The sequence below is a fragment of the Xanthomonas phaseoli pv. dieffenbachiae genome (assembly GCF_008639345.1).
Lineage (GTDB): Bacteria > Pseudomonadota > Gammaproteobacteria > Xanthomonadales > Xanthomonadaceae > Xanthomonas > Xanthomonas phaseoli.
On record NZ_CP041380.1, the window covers coordinates 1858657 to 1877086 of the forward strand.

Sequence of the window (18430 nt, forward strand, 5' to 3'; positions counted from 1 at the left end):
GGAGATCTATCGATGCGTCATTCCGTTTCCCCCGTCCGCGTGCTGTCGCTCGCGTTGCTGGCGACCGCCACCGTCGCCGCCACGAGCGGTTGCAGCTGGTTTCACAAGGGCGCGCGCGGCGACTATGCGCTGGCACCGGAAGCCCGCCCGCTGGAAGTGCCACCGGATCTGAACCTGCCCGACACCTCCGGTGCGATGAAGGTGCCGACCCTGGCCTCCACCACGCAGCAGAACAGCAACACGCCGCCGTCGGCGAGCGCCAACAGCGGTTTCACCGTGCCGGGCGAGCGCGACGAGGTATTTGCCAAGGTGGGCGCGGCACTGGCCGATATCCCGGGCCTGACCATTGCCAGCAAGGCGCAGATGCTCGGCTCCTACGACGTGAGCTACGAGGGTTCCAGCTTCCTGGTGCGCGTGGTCAAGGTCGACGCGGGCAGCTATGTGTCGGCAGTGGACCCGCGTGGCATGCCGGCCACGGCGGCCGCGCCGGTTTCGGTGATCTCCTCGCTGAAGAGCAAGCTGGGCGGCTGAGGCCGGTTCGGTTTGATGGATAGCGAAACGGGCGCCCTTGGCGCCCGTTTTGCGTTAGTGCGGAGTCGATGGCAACTGCACTGCGACGTGCGTGCAGCGGTGTGGCTCCGGGCCGCGCCCGGTCGCGTAACTCAGCGCTGCAGCAGCGGCAACTTGTTAGGCTTGCCATCCCATTCGGCAGCATCCGGCGCCGGCTCCTGGCGCACGGTCAGCACGGGCCAGACCTTGGCGAGTTCGGCGTTGAGTGCCACGAAGGCCTCCTGGCCCGCCGGCACATCGTCTTCGGGATAGATCGCGTTGGCCGGGCATTCCGGCTCGCACAGGGTGCAGTCGATGCACTCGTCCGGGTCGATGACCAGGAAGTTCGGGCCGACGTGGAAGCAATCCACCGGACAAACCTCGACGCAGTCGGTGTATTTGCACTTGATGCAGTTTTCGGTGACAACAAAAGGCATGGCGGAATCCGGCGTTTAGCCTTCCAATTCTAAAGCAGTCGCGTGATGGGTGTGGAGTTGTCGGCGTTTTTGGTGCCGGGCTGTCAGGCCAGTCCGCGTTGCCTGGCCAGCGCGAACAACCCGGCCGCGGCCAGATCTTCCGGATGCTGCCGGCTTTCGATGCCCAGATGCTGCAGCGCCAACGCGTAGCGTTGCGCCAAGGAAGGGCTGCCGACCAGGTGCACGATGGCGTGACCGCCGCGGTGCTCGCGCAGTTCGTGGCCGATCAGCACGCCCGAGAGGTAGGACGGCAGCGCCGCGGAGGACAGGCGTTCGAACAGGCCGAGCGTGCGGGTGCCGAACAGGTGGTGGCTGAGGCCGCCGGGGTCGTTGCTGCGGTCGACACCTTGCAGGAATGCGTCAGCGTCCAGCCCGGCATGATCGTCGTCCATCAGCTTGCCGAGGATGCTGTGCTGACGCAGCACGGCGTACAACTCGCCGGTCATGACCGTCGCAAAGCCTGTCAGCTGACCGTTGTCGATCCGCGCCCATTTGCTGTGCGTGCCAGGCAGGCAGGCGACATGCGCGCCGTCGCCGAGTGCGGCGATCAGCCCGACCAGTTGGGTTTCTTCGCCACGCATCACATCGGGCACGCCGGCCTGTTCGCCGCTGCTGACGCCGGGCACGAACCACAGTGCGCGGCCCGGCAACAAGGCGTCGTAGCAGCGCATCGCCTGGGCGAGCGCGGCGGTGTCGGCCGGGCAGGGCAGGTAAGGTTGCTCGACCCAGCCATTGCGGCTGCCGATCATGCCCGAGAGCAGCAGCGGGCCGTCCCAGCCGTCGATCAGGCCAGCTAGCACGTCGTCGAAGCGGCCCTGGCAGGCCAGGATGCCGTCGCTACCGCGGCGCTGTTCACGGACCGTGCCGTCGGCATCGAGCAGATAGCCGCGCAGGCTGCTGGTGCCCCAGTCGATGGCGATCACGCGCCCGCTACCCGGTTTTCGGGCAGGCCGGCGATGGCCAGATCGCAGGCGAACAGGCTGCCGGCCTCGGGCATGCGGGCCAGCTCATCGGCGCTATGGTCCAGGCGCGAGCTGATCACGTGCAGGCGATCCAGTGCCGCGCCGCCGAAGGCGCTGCAGGTAGGATGCTTGATCGGCAGCTGCACGATGCGCTCCACGCTGCCGTCGGGGCGATAACGCACCACCCGCGACGCACGCCATTGCGCATTCCACAGGTGGCCTTCGCTGTCGATGACCGAGCCGTCCGGCTCGGCGTCATCGCGATCGAGGGTGGTGAACACACGTGTTTTGCTGGTTTGTGCCGTCTGCGGGTCGTAATCGCAGCACAGGATCTGCGGGCGCACCGAATCGCAGTAATACATGGTGCGGCCGTCGAGGCTGAAGCAGATCGAATTGGGGATCGAAACGCCCGGCAACGGCAGGGCACGCAAGCCGTGCTTCAGCGAAAATTGGTAGAACGCACCGCGTGCGGCCTTGCTGTCGTGCTCGTCCATGGTGCCGAACACCAGGTTGCCATGCCGGTCGACGCGACCATCGTTGCTGCGCGTGAGCGGGTTGTCCGCTTCCACGTCGGCCAGCTTTTCGAAGGGCAGCGCGTCTGCTTCGATGGTGTCCGGATCGACAATGCCGATTGCCTTGGCCAGTGCGACAAGCACGCGGCCGTCGTCCATCAGGCCGATGCAGCCGGGTCGGTCGGGCAGCGTCCAGTAGCGCGTCTGCGCGCTGGACGGATGATGCCGCCACAGGCGTTTTTCGCTGATGTCGACCCAGTACAGCGCCTGGCGCTGCTCGCACCACAACACGCCTTCGCCATGCGTGCAGCGGCTGTCGACCGCCAGCACGGCGGTGTGTTCGGGCGTGCTCACCATTCGGCGATGCTGCCATCGCTGTGGCGCCACACCGGGTTGCGCCAGTCGGGCGGATTTTCGTTTGCGCGCTTGAGCATCTCTTCGTCGATCTCCACACCGAGCCCGGGTTTGGGCAGCGCCGCAATGCTGCCATCCACGCAGTGAAAATCGTCTTTGTTGATGACGTAGTCGAGCAGGTCCGCGCCTTCGTTGTAGTGGATGCCGATGCTCTGTTCCTGCAGCACCGCGTTGTGCGAAACGAAGTCCACGTGCAGACACGCGGCGAGTGCGATCGGGCCGAGCGGGCAGTGCGGGGCGAAGCCGACGTCGTAGGCTTCGGCCATCGCGGCGATCTTGACGCATTCGGTGATGCCGCCGGCATGCGACAGGTCCGGCTGCACCATGCCGATACCGCCGGCGCACAGCACGTTCTTGAATTCGAAGCGCGAGAACATGCGCTCGCCGGCCGCCAGCGGAATGGAGGTACTTGCGGCCAGGCGCGGGTAATACTCGGCCTGTTCGGCCAGCACCGGTTCTTCGACGAACAACGGCTTGAACGGTTCCAGCTCGCGCAGCAGTGCCTTGGCCATCGGCGCGCCGACACGGCCGTGGAAGTCGATGCCGAAGTCGATGCTGTTGCCGAAGGTTTCGCGGATTTCGGCCACCTTGACCACCGCCGCATCGACGGCGCGCGCGCTGTCGATCAGCTTCATTTCTTCGGTACCGTTGAACTTGAAGGTGTCAAAGCCCAGCGCGCGGTAGTCGGTGATCTGCTGGATGATGGCGCCCGGGCGGTCGCCGCCGACCCAGCGGTAGGTCTTCATGCGATCGCGCACCAGCCCGCCCAGCAGCTCGTACACCGGCACGCCCAGCGTCTTGCCCTTGATGTCCCATAACGCCTGGTCGATGCCGGCGATGGCGCTCATCAGGATCGCGCCGCCACGATAGAAGCCGGCGCGGTACAGGGTTTGCCACAGGTCGTTGATGCGCGCCGGATCCTTGCCGACCACATAGCCGGCCAGTTCGTGCACGGCGGCCTCCACCGAACGTGCGCGTCCTTCGATGACCGGCTCTCCCCACCCGGTGATGCCCTCGTCGGTCTCGACCTTGAGGAACAGCCAGCGTGGCGCGGCGTGGTAGGTGGTGAGGCGGGTGATCTTCATCCTTGCAGTTCCTGGTAGGCCTGCACGAAGGCGCGTGCGTGGGTTTGGGTTGTTTGGAGGGATTGCGCTGGTTTGTACAGTTCGCCACCGATGCCGGCACCGGCCGCGCCCTGGGCAATGAAGCCGGCCAGGGTCTGCGGGCTGACGCCGCCCACCACGTAGACCGGGATGTGCGTGGGCAGCACCGAGCGCAGCGCGCGCACATGCGCCGCGCCATAGGTCGCTGCCGGGAACAGCTTGAGGATGGTGGCGCCGGCGTCGATGGCGTCGAACGCCTCGCTGGCGGTGGCGAAACCCGCCACCACGGTCAGACCGCGCGATACCGCATGACGGATCAGCGACGGCCGCGTGTTGGGGGTGACGATGAAGCGCGCGCCGATCTCGGCCAGGGTGTCGACATCTTCGTTGCGCAACACGGTGCCGGCACCGATCCAGGCGCGCTCGCCATAGGTCCGTTGCGCCAGCGCGATGCTCTGCTCCCAGCGCAGCGAGTTGAGCGGGATTTCGATCGCATCGAAGCCGGCGTCGATCAGTGCGCCGACATGGTCGAGCGTCTCCTCCGGCGTGATGCCGCGCAGGATGGCGACCAGGGGCAGGACGAACGGGCTGGCGGTGATATCTGAAGTCATGCGGTTACTCGCGATAGAGCGGAAAGCGGCGGTTGGCGGCCGGGTGGCTGGCGATGTCGGGGGAGGCTGCGCGACGGCGGGTCGTGGCATGACGGCCGACGCGCACCATCGCAGGAGAACGCGTGACGACGAAGGCGATGGATTCCGGCGGTGGGGGAGTGCCGCCTGTACATGCATGCGCCGTCCTACGGCCTGCAATCGGCGGGCATGATGCCGTCATCGTCGTCCACCTCCGCGTGTAGGGCGTGCGTGTTGCCACCCGGGGACGGGCGGGTCACGTCTGTTCTCACCGCGCCCGGGAGGTAGGGGCTCCTGCTGCGGCGTTCGATAGCCTCGCGCGGGGAGATATGTGCTGCAAATGAAATTTTCGGCATATTCTATTCCTCCGACGAATACACGGCCGCAACCGCACGCTATGGCAAATTCCGGTACTCCCTGGTTCAACGCAGCCCGCCTCAAGACGCGCCAGCTCTTGCTACTGCTGCATTTGCACGAACAGCGCTCGGTGCTGCGCGCGGCTGAGGCCGCCAGCATGACGCAACCGGCCGCGTCCAAATTGCTGGCAGAAATGGAAGACATGCTGGGAGTGAAACTGTTCGAGCGACACGCCCGTGGCGTGGAACCCACCTGGTATGGCCACGTGCTGATCCGGCGCGCGCGTGCGGCAATGTCGGAGATCGGGCGGGCGCAGGAAGAAATCGCCGCGCTACGCGCCGGGCGCATGGGCCAGGCTTCGATCGGCACGGTGGTCAATCCGGGTACCAATCTGGTGCCGCAGGCCATCGCCGAGGTCAAGCGCGAGTTCCCGGACATCCTGGTGCGTGTGGAAATGGACTACAGCCGTCCGCTGGTGGCCAAGTTGCTGGACGGGCAATTGGACATCGTGATCGGGCGCATCCTGGGGCCGGAAGGGGTGGGCGAGCTGGAGTTCGAACCGCTGGCCGACGAGCCGCATTCGGTGATTGCGCGTGCCGGGCACCCCCTGGCCAGCCGCGCCGGCCTGCAGCATGCGGACCTGGTACGGCATGGCTGGATCTTGCCGCCCGCCGACAGCGTATTGCGCGCGCGCCTGGATTCGATGTTCATGGAGCACGGCGTGCAGACGCCGACCAATGCCATCGAAACCTCGTCGCTGCCAGTCACCTCGACCCTGCTGCGCGGCACCGACATGCTGACCGCCCTGCCGGTGGAATCGGTGGCGCCGTTGATCCAGGCGAAATTGCTCACCGTGCTGCCGATCGAACTGGGCGTGCGGATGGAATCGTTCGGCATCATCCGTCGCCGCGATTACGTCCTGCCGCCTGGTGCCGAGCGCATTCTGCAGGCGTTGCGCACCACTGCGCGACGTCTGTATCCCGCGCTACGCGTGCCGGACTCCCTTGCCTGACCGGTGCGTCCATCGCTATTCCGCAGCGGAATAGCAGCCTGTGAAATTTTCATTGGCTGGCGCTGCGCGGTGCGCCTATACGTGTGAACCAGATCGCACGCTGAAGCGCACGTAACGTCGGGCACGCGATCGGCGGCCGAGCCGCCTTGCTGGAGGGAATTGACGGGCGACATCGCCCGTTTTTTGCGTGATCACGCCGCGCGTCTGCGCGGCGACAACCCGATTCAATCGTCTTGCGTCCTGGGAGGGATTCAGATGTATCAGTGTTCCAGCCATGCCTCGGCAGGTACGGGCGTGCTTGCCCGTCGTTTGCCTTCGTTGCGCCGTTCCGCCATGGCCGTCAGTATCGGGCTCTTGCTCGCTGCGCCGGTCTACGCGCAGCAGGCGCAGTCGTCCCAGAATGCCTCCTCGAGCAACCCGAGCAAGGCCACCGACCTGGACGCCGTGGAAGTGCGCGGTGTGCGCGCCAGCCTGATCAAGTCGCAGTCGATCAAGCACGATGCCGAACAGATCGTCGATTCGGTCAGTGCCGAGGACATCGGTGCGCTGCCTGACCGCAGTGTCACCGAAACCCTGCAACGGGTGAGCGGCGTGACCATCGATCACTTCATGGCGCGTAACGATCCGGACCACTTCTCGGCCGAAGGCAGCGGCGTGATGATTCGCGGCATGACCCAGGTGCGCGGCGAGCTCAATGGCCGCGACAGCTTCAGCGCCGCCAGTGGCCGCGGTCTGAGCTTTGAGGATGTGCCGGCCGAACTGATGGCGGGCGTGGACGTCTACAAGAATCCGTCGGCGGAGATCATCGAAGGCGGCCTGGGTGGCACGGTCAACCTGCGCACGCGAATGCCGTTCGACCAGCCGGGCCGGGTCATCGGTGCGACCGCCGACGTGAACTACGGCGACTTCAGCAAGACCTACAAGCCATCGGGTTCGTTTCTCTTCAGCGATCGCTGGAACACCGGCCTCGGCGAGATGGGCTTGATGGTGGATGTGGCGCATTCGGAACTGGCCACCCGCAGCGACGGCATCCAGGTCGAGCCGTTCGTGCGTCGCACCGATGCGGCGCTGCTGGAAGGCACCAGCTTCGACAAGGTCTACGTGCCCGGCGGCGTCAACTGGCGGCAGCTCGATTTCGAGCGCAAGCGCAATGGCGTGGCCGGCGCGTTCCAGTGGCGGCCTAGCGACGACACCGAAATCTACGTGCAGTACATGCGTTCCAGTTACGACATGAACTGGCAGGAGCGCGCAGCGTTCTTCAACGACGACACCAACGCGATTGGTCCGGCGCCCGGCACGCAATTCACCTACGATGCCGACGGCCGCTTCGTCAGCGGCTCGCCGGCCTCCAGTTCCTGGCGCGGCAACGTCACCGGCAACGATGGCGTGCGCTTCTACACCAACAACCGCTACGCACAGCAGAGCACGACCACCTCGGATTTGTCCGGTGGCTTTACCCACAAGCTCACCAGCAACCTCACCGTGCGCGGCGATATGCAGCTGGTGCGCTCGGAAAGCGATTCGCTGGACTTCACCCTGTTCGATTCGATCTACCTGCCGGGCCTGACCTTCGATCTGAGCGGCAAATATCCATCGGTCGCGATTGCCAACACTACCTACACCAGCAACCCCTCCAACTATTTCTGGAGTGCGGCGATGGACCACCTGGCGAAGAATCGCGGCCGCGAGCTGGCCACGCGCTTCGACCTGGAGTATGCATTCGACGACAGTTCCTGGCTGCGGACCTTCCGTGCCGGCATCCGCGCCACCGACCGCACCCAGATCAACAAGAACTCCGGCTATAACTGGGGGGTGATCAGCGACAACTGGGCGCAGATTCCCGGGACCGCCAATGGGACCGGACTGGCCGATCTGGCCACCTACATGACCGGCACCTCGCAGCTGTATTCGTATTCCAATCTGTTCCGCGGCAAGATCGATGTGCCCAACAGCCTGTATTTTCCGAGCGACGCCGCGGTCAAGGACTACGCCGGTACCTCGAAGATGATCGAGCAGATCGTGGCGCTGCGCGGCTCGGGCTGGGCGCCGGACAAGTACCAGCTGCAGGACATCAATCGCCAGTTCGAACGCACCCAGGCCGCCTACGCAGTGATGTACTTCGGCAACGACGAAGCGCTGGGCGTGCCGGTAGACGGCAATATCGGCGTGCGCATCGTGCAGACCAAGACCGAGGCCAATGGCTACGGCCAGTTCCCCGACCTGTCGGGAAGCGCGGGTTCGGAGGAGCTGCGCGAGCAATACACCGGGCAGTACTTCGCCAACAACGCCAAGGGCAGCTACACCAACGTGCTGCCGAGCTTCAACATGCGCTTCAAGTTCTCCGACGCGCTGCAGTGGCGTATCGCCGCGTCCAAGGCGATGGCGCGCCCGGACTACACGCAATTGCAGCCGTACCTGCTGCTCGCGGCAAACACCGAATCCAACGGCACGGTGTCCAGGTGGACCGGTACTGCCGGCAATCCGAATCTGCAGCCGATGAAGGCCAATCAGTACGACACCGCGCTGGAGTGGTACTTCGACACCAGCGACATGATGTACCTGACGTTGTTCTACAAGAGCGTCAAAGACTACTTCTCCAACCAGACCGTCACCGAAAACTACGGCGGGCAGGACTGGCTGGTGACGCGTCCGTACAACATGGACAAGGGGCGCATCCGCGGTTTCGAATACGGCTACACGCAGTTCTTCGATTCATGGCCGGGTTGGCTGAGCGGGTTCGGCGTCAATGCCAACTTCACCTTCGTCGACAGCAGCGGCGGCGTGAACACCGCCACCGAGCCGTACACCCAGACCACCGTCACCGGTGTGAGCCTGCCGCTGGAAGGCCTGTCGCGGCGCAGCTACAACCTGGCCGGCATCTACGAGAAAGGACCGCTTTCGTTGCGCCTGGCCTACAACTGGCGTTCGCGCTACCTGCTCACCGCCAGCGACGTGTCGACCAAGTTGCCGACCTGGTCGGACGATTATGGCCAGCTCGACGCCTCGGCGTTCTACCGCTTCAATCCGCATGTGCAACTCGGCGTGCAGGCCAACAACCTGACCAATAGGGTGACCAAGGTGTTGATGGGGCCGACGTCCTACACCGACGGTGAGGTGGACAACCATCTGTACACGCGCAGCTGGTTCGTCAACGACCGGCGTTACTCGCTGGTGCTGCGCATGAACTGGTAAGTGCGGGCGATCACGCAGGCGACGTGCGCGGGCTCTCAGAGTTGAGCCCGCCACGTTCAAATCCGTGCTATGACCTTGCGATGCCAGAGTTGCCGCGTTTTCCAGGGTTGTTATAGGTTTAGCGAATACCTTTCCAGGAATATTTCATTGGTCCGGCATGACGGCCGGGCCCTATGCTCCGGCCGCAGCTAGCACGTAAGCCCGCTCGGGTTTACACCGCATCTTCGCAGCCACGGCCTTGCCGTCGGCAGATGCCAAGCCAGCACCAACGACGGGTAGGGCGCTCGCGCACCGGCCCGCTAAAAACTAGAAGTACATGCGTCCTGGGAGGGAGCACCATGTCAGTGCAACATCGCCACATTCCGGCAGGCCGGACTGTGGGTCAGCGTTCGATCCGCGATTTCCGCCGCTCCGTGATGGCCATCAGTGTGGCCACGCTGCTGAGCGCGCAGGCCTATGCGCAGGATGCGACCACCACTGCCGCGCCGGCATCTGACGCGACGACGCAACAGCTGGACACCGTGCAGGTCACCGGCACCCGCAGCAGCGTGACCAAGGCGCAGCTGGTCAAGCAGAACGCAGAGCAGATCGTCGATTCCATCGTTGCCGAAGACATCGGCAAGCTGCCCGACAACAACGTGGCCGAAGCGCTGCAGCGCATTTCCGGCATCCAGATTTCGCGCAACTACGGCGAAGGCAGCTCGATCGCCATTCGCGGCCTCACCCAGGTGCGCACCGAGCTCAATGGCCGCGACATCTTTACCGCCAACGACGGCCGTGGGCTGAGCTTCGAAGACGTGTCTGCCGAATTGCTCGGCGGCGTCAACGTCTACAAGAATCCGTCTGCCGACATGATCGAAGGTGGCCTGGGCGGTACGGTCGACCTGCGCACGCGTCTGCCGTTCGACTACGACGGCCGCAAGATCGCCGGTAGCGTGCAGTACAACTATTACGACCTCGCCGACGACGGCAAGCCGGCGTTCTCGGGCCTGTTCAGCGATCGCTGGCAGACCGGCATCGGCGAGATCGGCATCCTGGTGAACTACTCGCAGCAGAAGAGCCCGTTCCGTCAGGACACCATTTCGATCGAGCCGTGGTACACCCAGGCCGATCTGCCGGGCTACGAAGGGCAGGGCGTGTCGGTACCGCACGGCGCCGGCATCAACACCACCGTCGGCGAGCGCGAGCGCAAGACCGGCGCGTTTGCGATGCAGTGGCGTCCGAACGATGCGGTGGAGGTCTATACGCAGGTGCTGCGTTCGGACTACGACTTCAGCTGGCACGATTATTCGTTCTTCGCGCTTACCGGCGCCAACCCGATGCAGGGCTTGCCCGGCATCCAGGTCAACAGCCGCAACGAGTTCGTCAACGGCTCGTTCCAGAACGTGCCGACCGAATCCAATACCAGCCTGACCGAGCGGCATTCGGTGACCACCGATTATTCGTTGGGCGCCAAGTGGACGGTCAACGAAAAGCTGACCCTGAGCACCGACTTCCAGTATGTCGATGCCACCACCACCGGCACGCGCTACATCCTGTCCACCGGTCAGGTCACCAGCCCGCAGTTCAACGTCGATTTCCGTGGCGATCTGCCGCGCTTGTCGGTGACCGACGCCAGCGGTGCGGAAGGCTATCTGGCCGACGTCAACAACTACAACGGTTGGCGCTATCACCTGGACAACAAGGACGACAACAAGGGCACCGAATTCGCCTGGCGTTCGGATATGGATCTGGCCTTCGACAGCGACTTCGTGCGCAGCTTCAAGGCCGGTGTGCGTTACACCGACCGCGATGCCGAGACCAAGGGCAACATTTATCGCTTCATGTGCATCAACAACTGCAATGGCGCGCCGTTTTCGCAGTACCCGGGCATCGGTGTGATGACCAATCCGATCACCGATTTCTTCCGCGGCCAGAGTCACGCCTTCGGGCCGACCCTGACGGCATCCGATGCGGCAGTGGCAAACTATCAGCAGACCTTGGCCGCCTTCGGTGCCAGCCCGTTGGAATTTGCGCCCAACAACATCAATACGCAGAACGAGAAGACCTACGCGGCCTACGGCGTGCTGCGCTTCGGCGTGGATGGCGACATTCCGTTTGACGGCAACATCGGCGTGCGCGTGGTGCGTACCGAAGTGGGCTCGCAGGGCGTGCGCACCGGCACCGACGCTGAAGGCGGCGGTCTGATTCCGGTGGATGCACAGCAGACCTACACCGACGTGCTGCCGAGCTTGAACCTGCGCTGGATGCTGAGCGATCAGCTGCAGTGGCGCTTTGCCGCCTCGCGTGGCATCTCGCGTCCCACCTTCGACAAGCTCAACCCGAACCTGAGCCTGAGCCTGAGCACCGGCACCTCCAACGGCGCTTCGACCTTCACCGGCACCGCAGGTAACCCGAGCCTGGAAGCGGTCAAGGCCGACCAGTTCGACACCGCGCTGGAGTGGTACTTCGGCCAGGGCTCGATGATGTACGGCACCGTGTTCTACAAGAAGGTGGAAGGCTTCATCGCCAATGCCGTCTTCAACGAGGTGTACGACGGCCAGGTGTGGCAGATCACTCGGCCGGTCAATGGCGATTCGGGCAAGATTCGCGGCGCGGAACTGGGTTACACGCAGTTCTTCGACTTCCTGCCGGGCTGGTTGAGCGGCTTCGGCCTGCAGACCAACTACACCTACGTCGACAGCGAGGCGCCGAGCCCCACGGCCACCGACACCAACGGCCAGTCGCTGACGGTGCCGCTGGAGGGCCTGTCCAAGAACAGCTACAACGCGATCCTCAGCTACGAAACGTCGCGCTTCCAGGGCCGTGTGGCCTACAACTGGCGCAGCGACTGGCTGGTGACCACCGCGGGCAACGGTACCGGCAACCTGCCGGTCTACAACAAGGGCTTCGGCCAGCTGGATGCCTCGCTGCGTTTCAACATCAATGATGTGTGGTCGATTTCGCTCGATGGCGTGAATCTGCTCGATACCCGCCGCGAGAGCTACCTGGGTGTCGAGTCGCGCTACCGCGATTTCGTGATCAACGATCGTCGGTATGGCCTGACGTTGCGGGCCAGCCTGTAGAACGCGCCGTAGGAAGTGCGTCGCCGGTCCGGCGAGCTGTGCAGGCAGCTCGTTGGGCCGGTGTTTTTCCTATCGATGGCCAGGCCATCGATCGCGAGGGGAGCCGGAGGAATGATCGCCGTGATCGATCCGCCTACTAAGCGCCGTTTTTCTGCAGCACGTGCGTGGCTGACTGCGGTCTGCCTGACGCTGGTGGTGCTGTTCATGACGTCCAGCGTCGCTGCGGACGAGCCCGGCACGCCAGAACCGTACCAGTGGCGCAGCGTGGCCATCGGCGGGGGCGGCTTCGTCACCGGCGTGCTGTTTCATCCCGCCGAACGCGATCTCGCCTATGCACGCACCGATGTCGGTGGTGCCTATCGCTGGGACGCGCAGGCGCAGCAGTGGGTTGCGCTGACCGACTGGTTGGGGGCCGACGACTGGAACCTGATGGGAATCGACGCCTTCGCGGTCGATCCTGCCGACCCGAACGCGCTGTATCTGGCTGCCGGCACCTACATGCACGAACGCGCCGGCAATGCGGCGGTGTTGCGTTCGTTCGATCGCGGTAAGCATTTCGAACGCGCCGAGTTGCCGTTCAAGCTCGGTGGCAATCAATTGGGCCGCGCCAACGGCGAGCGGCTGGCGGTGGACCCGCACGACGGCCGTGTGCTGTTGCTGGGTTCGCGGGATGCAGGCCTGTGGCGCAGTGACGATCGTGGCGCGCACTGGGCGCGGGTGGAGACGTTTCCGACCGATGCATTGGCAGGCGCCACCGCGCGCAACCATGTGGGAAGCGAACAGGCCGTGGGCATCGCCTTCGTGGTCTTCGATGCCGCCAGCGGCCGGACCGGCGCTGCGACACCCCGCATCTATGTGGGCGTTTCCACTGCGCAGACCAGCCTGTACGTCTCCGAAGATGCGGGGCGCACCTGGTCGCCCGTGGCCGGGCAACCCAAAGGGTTGCGCCCCAACCACATGGTCGGTGGCAAGGCTGGGCAGTGGTATGTGAGTTATGGCGATCACCCCGGCCCGGACCTGATGGCCGGTGGCGCGCTGTGGAACTACGATGCGGCGCAGAGCCGCTGGCGCGAGATCAGCCCGATCCCGCAACCCGCCAGCGGCGATGGCTTCGGCTGGGGCGCGGTGGCGGTGGATCCGCAGCATCCGCAGGTGCTGCTGGCCAGCACGTTCCGCCGCCGCACGCCGCGCGATGAGATATTTCGCAGCCGCGATGGCGGGCGTAGCTGGGCGCCGCTGCTGGCCGGTGCGCAGTTCGATCACAGCGCCGCGCCGTGGACCGCGCACGCAACACCGCACTGGATAGGCGCGTTGGCGATCGATCCGTTCGCCAGCAACCACGCCTTGTTCGTCACCGGCTATGGCATCTGGGCCTCGCGCAATCTGCAGACGTTTTCAACGCAGCAGCCGTTGCAGTGGTGGTTCCAGGACCGAGGGCTGGAAGAAACCGTGCCGCTGGATCTGCTCAGCCCGATGGCCGGCGCGCATCTGCTCAGTGCGCTGGGCGATATCGATGGCTTCCGGCATGACGCGTTGGACACCGCACAATTGCAGTATCTGGGCCCGCGCCTGACCAACGGCGAGAGTCTCGATGCCGCCGGCCAGGCGCCGCAGTGGGTGGTGCGCAGCGGCACCGTGCGCGATCGCCGCAACAACGAGATCCGCGCGCTGTATTCGCAGGACGGTGGCACGCACTGGAGCGCGTTCGCCAGCGAACCACCGCGCGGGCAGGGGGCCGGCACCATTGCCATCGCCGCCGATGCAGCCCAGGTGGTGTGGGCACCGGAGCAGGGCGGGGTATGGCGCACCGGCGATGTCGGCAAGCACTGGCAGCGCGTGCAGGGCTTGCCCGACACCGCGGTCGTGGTGGCCGACCGCGTCGATGCACAGCGCTGGTACGCGGCCGATCGGGTGAGTGGGCGGCTGTACGAGAGCCGCGATGGCGCGGCCAGCTTTCGCGATACCGGGCAGCAGGTCGGCAGCCCGGCCCGCGATGAACGTGCGCGCCCGCAGCTGCGGCCCGACCCATGGCGTGCGGGTGTGGTGTATCTGGCCAGCCCGACGCTGGGCGTGATGCGCTGGCACAACGGCCAGTTGCGCACGCTTTCCAGACCCGATGAAGCGCGCTCGTTGGGCATCGGCAAGGCGCTGCGTGCCGGCGCGCCGCCAGCCCTGTATCTGGCCGGACGCGTAGCCGGCGTGGATGGCATCTTCCGCTCCGATGACGAGGGCGCGCATTGGCGACGTCTCAACGACGATGCCCATCGCTTCGGCAAGCCGTATAGCGTGACCGGCGACCCGCGTATTGCCGGCCGCGTGTACTTTGCCACCGGTGGCCGTGGCATCTTCTATGGCGATCCACGATGAGCGTCGCATCGCTGCGCGTGTCATCGCGCTGTCTTACCGTGTACGGCGCTGTGCGCCGCCTGGCTGCGCCGACTTTGGAGATCACTGCATGACCGCTTCTTTCGTTCGTCGTGGCTGCTTGCTGGGCCTGGTGCTGGCAAGTCCGTGCGCCTGGGCGGTGCCGACGCTGCCGCTGCTGTTTGCCGATGGCGCGGTGCTGCAGCGCGATCAGCCGATGCCGGTGTGGGGCTGGTCTTCGCCCAATGCCGCGATCACGGTCAGCTTCGACGGCAAGCGCGCCTCCGCCAAGGCCGACGCAACAGGGCAATGGAAGGTCAAGCTGCCTGCGCACGCAGCCGGTGGCCCCTACATGCTGCGTGTGCAGGGCGACGGGGGCGAGCTGCAGGTGCGCGATGTGCTGGTTGGCGATGTGTGGCTGGCCAGCGGGCAATCGAACATGGAATGGCCGTTGGCCCAGGCCAGCGACGGCCCGCAAGCGGTGGCCGCGGCCAACGATGCGCAGCTGCGGCATTTCAAGGTGCCCAAGTCGTGGTCGGTGCAGCCGCAGGCGCGCCTGACCGGTGGCGAGTGGAAGGCCGCAACGCCTGCAAGCGCCGGTGAGTTCACCGCGGTTGGCTATTTCTTCGCCAAGGAGCTGCGCGCCAGCACCGGCGTGCCGATCGGCATCGTCAACAGCACCTGGGGCGGCAGCGCGATCGAAGCGTGGATGGACGCTGCGTCATTGGGCCTGAGTGCCGATCAGAACCAGGGCGCGATCGAGGCGATCAAGCAACGCGACGCCGCAGCGCAGGCGGCCACCGGCAAGCGCATCGCGCGCTGGCCCAAGGTGGAGGGCGAGATGCCGCAATGGCGCCAAGCGGCGTTCGACGACAGCGATTGGGACAGCATCCCGGTCACCAAGCAATGGGAATCCAGCGGCTACGACGGCATGGACGGCATCGCCTGGTATCGCACCACCTTGACGCTCAGCGCTGCCGAGGCCAAGGCCGGCATCACCTTGGGCGTGGGCCAGATCGACGATTCGGATACCACCTACGTCAACGGCCAGCAGGTCGGCAGCACCGAAAAGCAATGGAACCTGCCACGCGTGTATCCGGTGCCGGCTGCGGCGCTCAAGGCCGGCGTCAACCACATTGCGGTCCGCGTGGAAGACCTCAGCGGCGGTGGCGGCATGCATGGCCCGGATGAGCAGCGCTTCGTGCAGACCAGCACCGGTGCCAAGCGTGCGCTGGGCGGTTGGAAATTCCGCCCGGCTGCGGTGCGGGTGTCGTTGGCCGACAACAAGAATCAGCTGCCCACGCTGCTGTACAACCAGATGATCCATCCGCTGCAGCCGTTCCCGGTCAAGGGCGTGATCTGGTACCAGGGCGAAACCAATGCCACCGATACCGGCGCGGTGAAATACCGCGAGCAGTTCGCGGCGATGATCCAGCAATGGCGTGTCGAGCGCGGCGACAAGGCGCTGCCGTTCCTGTGGGTGCAGCTGGCCAACTTCAAGGCCGGTGGCGACGCGGGCGAGCTGAGTCCGTGGGCGCTGTTGCGCGAATCGCAGTCCAAGACGCTGGCGCTGCCGGCAACCGGGCAGGCGGTGATCATCGACATCGGCAATCCCACCGATATCCATCCCACCAACAAGCGCGATGTCGGTCATCGCCTGGCGCTGGCAGCGCGGCATGTGGCCTATGGCGAAACGTTGGTGTACAGCGCGCCGGTGTTCGAGCGCGCGCGCTTTGACGACGGCAAGGCGGTGCTGAGCTTCGACTTGCAGGGCAGTGCGCTGCAGGTGCGTGGCGGTGGTGCCGTGCAGGGCTTTCGTATTGCAGGTGCCGATCAACGTTTCCACCCGGCCACCGCGCAGATCGAGGGCGATCGCGTGATCGTGCGCAGCGATGCGGTCGCCGCACCGGTCGCCGTGCGCTACGGCTGGAGCGAGAACCCGAACGACGCCAATCTGATCAATCGCGACGCCCTTCCTGTTTCCCCCTTCCGCACCGATACCTGGTGACACGGAGCCTTATGTCCATGCATTCCCCCGTTGCACGTGCCATTTCCCATTCCAACGCACGCCGTTGCCTGCGTCCGCTGCTGCTGTCCGCGCTGACGCTGGCCCTGGCTGCCTGCCAATCTGGCGACAAGGGCGATGCCGGCAAACCTGCCGCAACCACCCCTGCTGCAAGCACCGTTGCGGCAACGCCGGCCAATGCGCAGGCGCCGGCTGCACAGACCCCGATGCCGCAATTCGTCAGCAAGGATGGCAAGCATGCGTTGATGGTCGACGGTGCGCCGTTCCTGATCCTGGGCGCGCAGGTCAACAACTCCAGCAACTACCCCGGCATCATGGACAAGGTGTGGCCGGCCATGCAGGTGCTGGGCCCCAACACCGTGCAGGTGCCGATCGCCTGGGAACAGGTGGAGCCGGAAGAAGGCAGGTTCGATTTTTCCTTTGTCGATACGCTGCTCACCCAGGCGCGCGAACACAAGGTGCGGCTGGTGCTGCTGTGGTTTGCAACCTGGAAGAACAACGGCCCGCAGTACGCGCCGCATTGGGTCAAGACCGACAACCAGCGTTTCCCGCGCGTGGTGACGCGCGAAGGCAAGTCGATCGGCTCGCTGTCGCCGCATGCGCAGGCCACCCTGGATGCCGACCGCAAGGCATTCGTCGCCTTCATGCAGCACCTGAAACAGGTGGACCCGCAGCACACCGTGATCATGATCCAGCCGGAGAACGAGGCGGGCACCTACGGCAGCGTGCGCGACTTCTCGCCGATGGCGCAGAAGCTGTTCGACGGCCCGGTGCCGGAGCAATTGCTCAAGCGCATGAACAAGCAGCCGGGCACCTGGACGCAGGTGTTCGGTGCCGATGCCGATGAGTTCTTCCATGCCTGGTCGATCGGCCGCTACATCGACCAGGTGACCGAAGCCGGCAAGGCCGCCTATCCGTTGCCGATGTACGTCAACGCCGCGCTGCGTGGCCCGTTCAATCCGGGCCAGCCCGGCCAGTACGCCAGCGGTGGCCCCACCGACAACGTGCTGGATGTATGGAAGGCGGCCGGACCGCATATCGACCTGCTGGCGCCGGACATCTACATGCCCGAATACCGCATGTACACCACGGTGCTGGAACGTTACGCACGCCCGGACAATGCCTTGTTCGTCGCCGAAACCGGCAACCGCCCCGAGTACGCGCGCTACCTGTTCCCGACGCTGGGCCATGACGGCATCGGCTGGTCGGCGTTCGGCATGGATTACACGCGTTATTCCAACTATCCGCTGGGTGCCAAGCACGTCAACGAAGAAACCCTGGCGCCGTTTGCGCTGGGCTTCGATCTGGTCAAGCGTGGCATGCGCCCGTTCGCCAAGGCCGCTTCGGAAGGCAAGCTGCATGGCACTGCCGAAGAACCCGGCCAGGCCGTGCAGGAGCTCAAGCTCAACGACCGCTGGAGCGCCACCATCACTTACGGTGTGCCGCAGTTCTGGTTCAAGGGCGAGCCGCCGGGCAACCCGGAACCGATCGGCGCTGCGCTGATCGCAGAGCTGGGGCCGGACGAGTTCCTGGTCACCGGCTACCACGCGCGCGTGACCCTGCACCCGGCCAGCGAAGCGACCGCCAACATGATTTACGACCGCGTCGAAGAGGGCGTCTATGAAGGCACAGACTGGAAGTTCGTGCGCAATTGGAATGGCGACCAGACCGACTACGGCGTCAACTTCTCCAGCGCGCCGCAGCTGCTCAAGATCAAGCTCGCCACGTTCAAGTAAGGGCCGGTGACACCCGCTGCGCCGACGTCATGC

The 18430-nt window shown here is 65.1% G+C and carries 12 protein-coding genes; 7 read left to right on the plus strand and 5 right to left on the minus strand.

The window, feature by feature from the left end:
• The first annotated feature begins 12 nt into the window (after positions 1-12).
• Positions 13-531: a hypothetical protein gene (locus FLG15_RS08640; RefSeq protein WP_057679912.1), complete on the plus strand. Its 519-nt coding sequence runs from the start codon at positions 13-15 to the stop codon at positions 529-531.
• A 131-nt stretch (positions 532-662) separates the two neighbouring features.
• Here FLG15_RS08640 and fdxA read toward each other — a convergent pair whose 3' ends face one another.
• The 5 genes from fdxA to FLG15_RS08665 form a co-directional block, all read right to left on the minus strand.
• Positions 663-986 carry a ferredoxin FdxA gene (gene fdxA, locus FLG15_RS08645; RefSeq protein ID WP_057679913.1) on the minus strand — a complete coding sequence of 108 codons (324 nt, stop codon included), beginning with the start codon at positions 984-986 and terminating at the stop codon, positions 663-665.
• Positions 987-1069: 83 nt separating this feature from the next.
• Positions 1070-1948 carry a 2-dehydro-3-deoxygalactonokinase gene (locus tag FLG15_RS08650; RefSeq protein ID WP_150145843.1) on the minus strand — a complete coding sequence of 293 codons (879 nt, stop codon included), beginning with the start codon at positions 1946-1948 and terminating at the stop codon, positions 1070-1072.
• Positions 1945-2856, minus strand: coding sequence for an SMP-30/gluconolactonase/LRE family protein (locus FLG15_RS08655; protein ID WP_057679915.1), 912 nt, complete (start codon positions 2854-2856; stop codon positions 1945-1947). The genes FLG15_RS08650 and FLG15_RS08655 overlap by 4 nt, the downstream gene beginning before the upstream one ends.
• Complete coding sequence (gene dgoD / locus FLG15_RS08660; protein WP_057679916.1) at positions 2850-3998, minus strand: galactonate dehydratase; 1149 nt, start codon at positions 3996-3998, stop codon at positions 2850-2852. The genes FLG15_RS08655 and dgoD overlap by 7 nt, the downstream gene beginning before the upstream one ends.
• A complete protein-coding gene (locus FLG15_RS08665; RefSeq protein ID WP_150145845.1) occupies positions 3995-4627 on the minus strand; it encodes a 2-dehydro-3-deoxy-6-phosphogalactonate aldolase in 633 nt (210 codons plus the stop codon). Before FLG15_RS08665 ends, dgoD begins: the two co-directional genes overlap by 4 nt.
• 415 nt (positions 4628-5042) lie before the next feature.
• Here FLG15_RS08665 and FLG15_RS08675 point away from each other — a divergent pair, with 415 nt between their 5' ends.
• From FLG15_RS08675 to galD, 6 genes are all read left to right on the plus strand, one after another.
• Entirely contained in the window at positions 5043-6014 is a 972-nt protein-coding gene (locus FLG15_RS08675) for a LysR family transcriptional regulator (RefSeq protein WP_003481928.1), read from the plus strand.
• Positions 6015-6269: 255 nt separating this feature from the next.
• Positions 6270-9206: a TonB-dependent receptor gene (locus FLG15_RS08680; protein WP_150145847.1), complete on the plus strand. Its 2937-nt coding sequence runs from the start codon at positions 6270-6272 to the stop codon at positions 9204-9206.
• A 338-nt stretch (positions 9207-9544) separates the two neighbouring features.
• Positions 9545-12271 carry a TonB-dependent receptor gene (locus tag FLG15_RS08685; RefSeq protein WP_150145849.1) on the plus strand — a complete coding sequence of 909 codons (2727 nt, stop codon included), beginning with the start codon at positions 9545-9547 and terminating at the stop codon, positions 12269-12271.
• 111 nt (positions 12272-12382) lie between these two features.
• On the plus strand, positions 12383-14638 hold the full coding sequence (locus tag FLG15_RS08690; protein ID WP_057679921.1) for a hypothetical protein: 2256 nt from the start codon (positions 12383-12385) through the stop codon (positions 14636-14638).
• 88 nt (positions 14639-14726) lie between these two features.
• Positions 14727-16643 carry a sialate O-acetylesterase gene (locus tag FLG15_RS08695; RefSeq protein ID WP_057679922.1) on the plus strand — a complete coding sequence of 639 codons (1917 nt, stop codon included), beginning with the start codon at positions 14727-14729 and terminating at the stop codon, positions 16641-16643.
• Between the two features lie 11 nt (positions 16644-16654).
• Positions 16655-18397: a GH35 family beta-galactosidase GalD gene (gene galD, locus FLG15_RS08700; protein WP_057679923.1), complete on the plus strand. Its 1743-nt coding sequence runs from the start codon at positions 16655-16657 to the stop codon at positions 18395-18397.
• Positions 18398-18430: the final 33 nt, after the last annotated feature.

What these genes read in the sequence shown, in the direction of transcription:
- FLG15_RS08675 (WP_003481928.1), top strand. Translation starts at nt 5,043, where the DNA reads ATGGCAAATTCCGGTACTCCCTGGTTCAACGCAGCCCGCCTCAAGACG.
- FLG15_RS08655 (WP_057679915.1), bottom strand. Translation starts at nt 2,856, where the DNA reads ATGGTGAGCACGCCCGAACACACCGCCGTGCTGGCGGTCGACAGCCGC.
- fdxA (WP_057679913.1), bottom strand. Translation starts at nt 986, where the DNA reads ATGCCTTTTGTTGTCACCGAAAACTGCATCAAGTGCAAATACACCGAC.
- FLG15_RS08695 (WP_057679922.1), top strand. Translation starts at nt 14,727, where the DNA reads ATGACCGCTTCTTTCGTTCGTCGTGGCTGCTTGCTGGGCCTGGTGCTG.
- FLG15_RS08680 (WP_150145847.1), top strand. Translation starts at nt 6,270, where the DNA reads ATGTATCAGTGTTCCAGCCATGCCTCGGCAGGTACGGGCGTGCTTGCC.
- FLG15_RS08640 (WP_057679912.1), top strand. Translation starts at nt 13, where the DNA reads ATGCGTCATTCCGTTTCCCCCGTCCGCGTGCTGTCGCTCGCGTTGCTG.
- FLG15_RS08665 (WP_150145845.1), bottom strand. Translation starts at nt 4,627, where the DNA reads ATGACTTCAGATATCACCGCCAGCCCGTTCGTCCTGCCCCTGGTCGCC.
- dgoD (WP_057679916.1), bottom strand. Translation starts at nt 3,998, where the DNA reads ATGAAGATCACCCGCCTCACCACCTACCACGCCGCGCCACGCTGGCTG.
- galD (WP_057679923.1), top strand. Translation starts at nt 16,655, where the DNA reads ATGTCCATGCATTCCCCCGTTGCACGTGCCATTTCCCATTCCAACGCA.
- FLG15_RS08685 (WP_150145849.1), top strand. Translation starts at nt 9,545, where the DNA reads ATGTCAGTGCAACATCGCCACATTCCGGCAGGCCGGACTGTGGGTCAG.
- FLG15_RS08690 (WP_057679921.1), top strand. Translation starts at nt 12,383, where the DNA reads ATGATCGCCGTGATCGATCCGCCTACTAAGCGCCGTTTTTCTGCAGCA.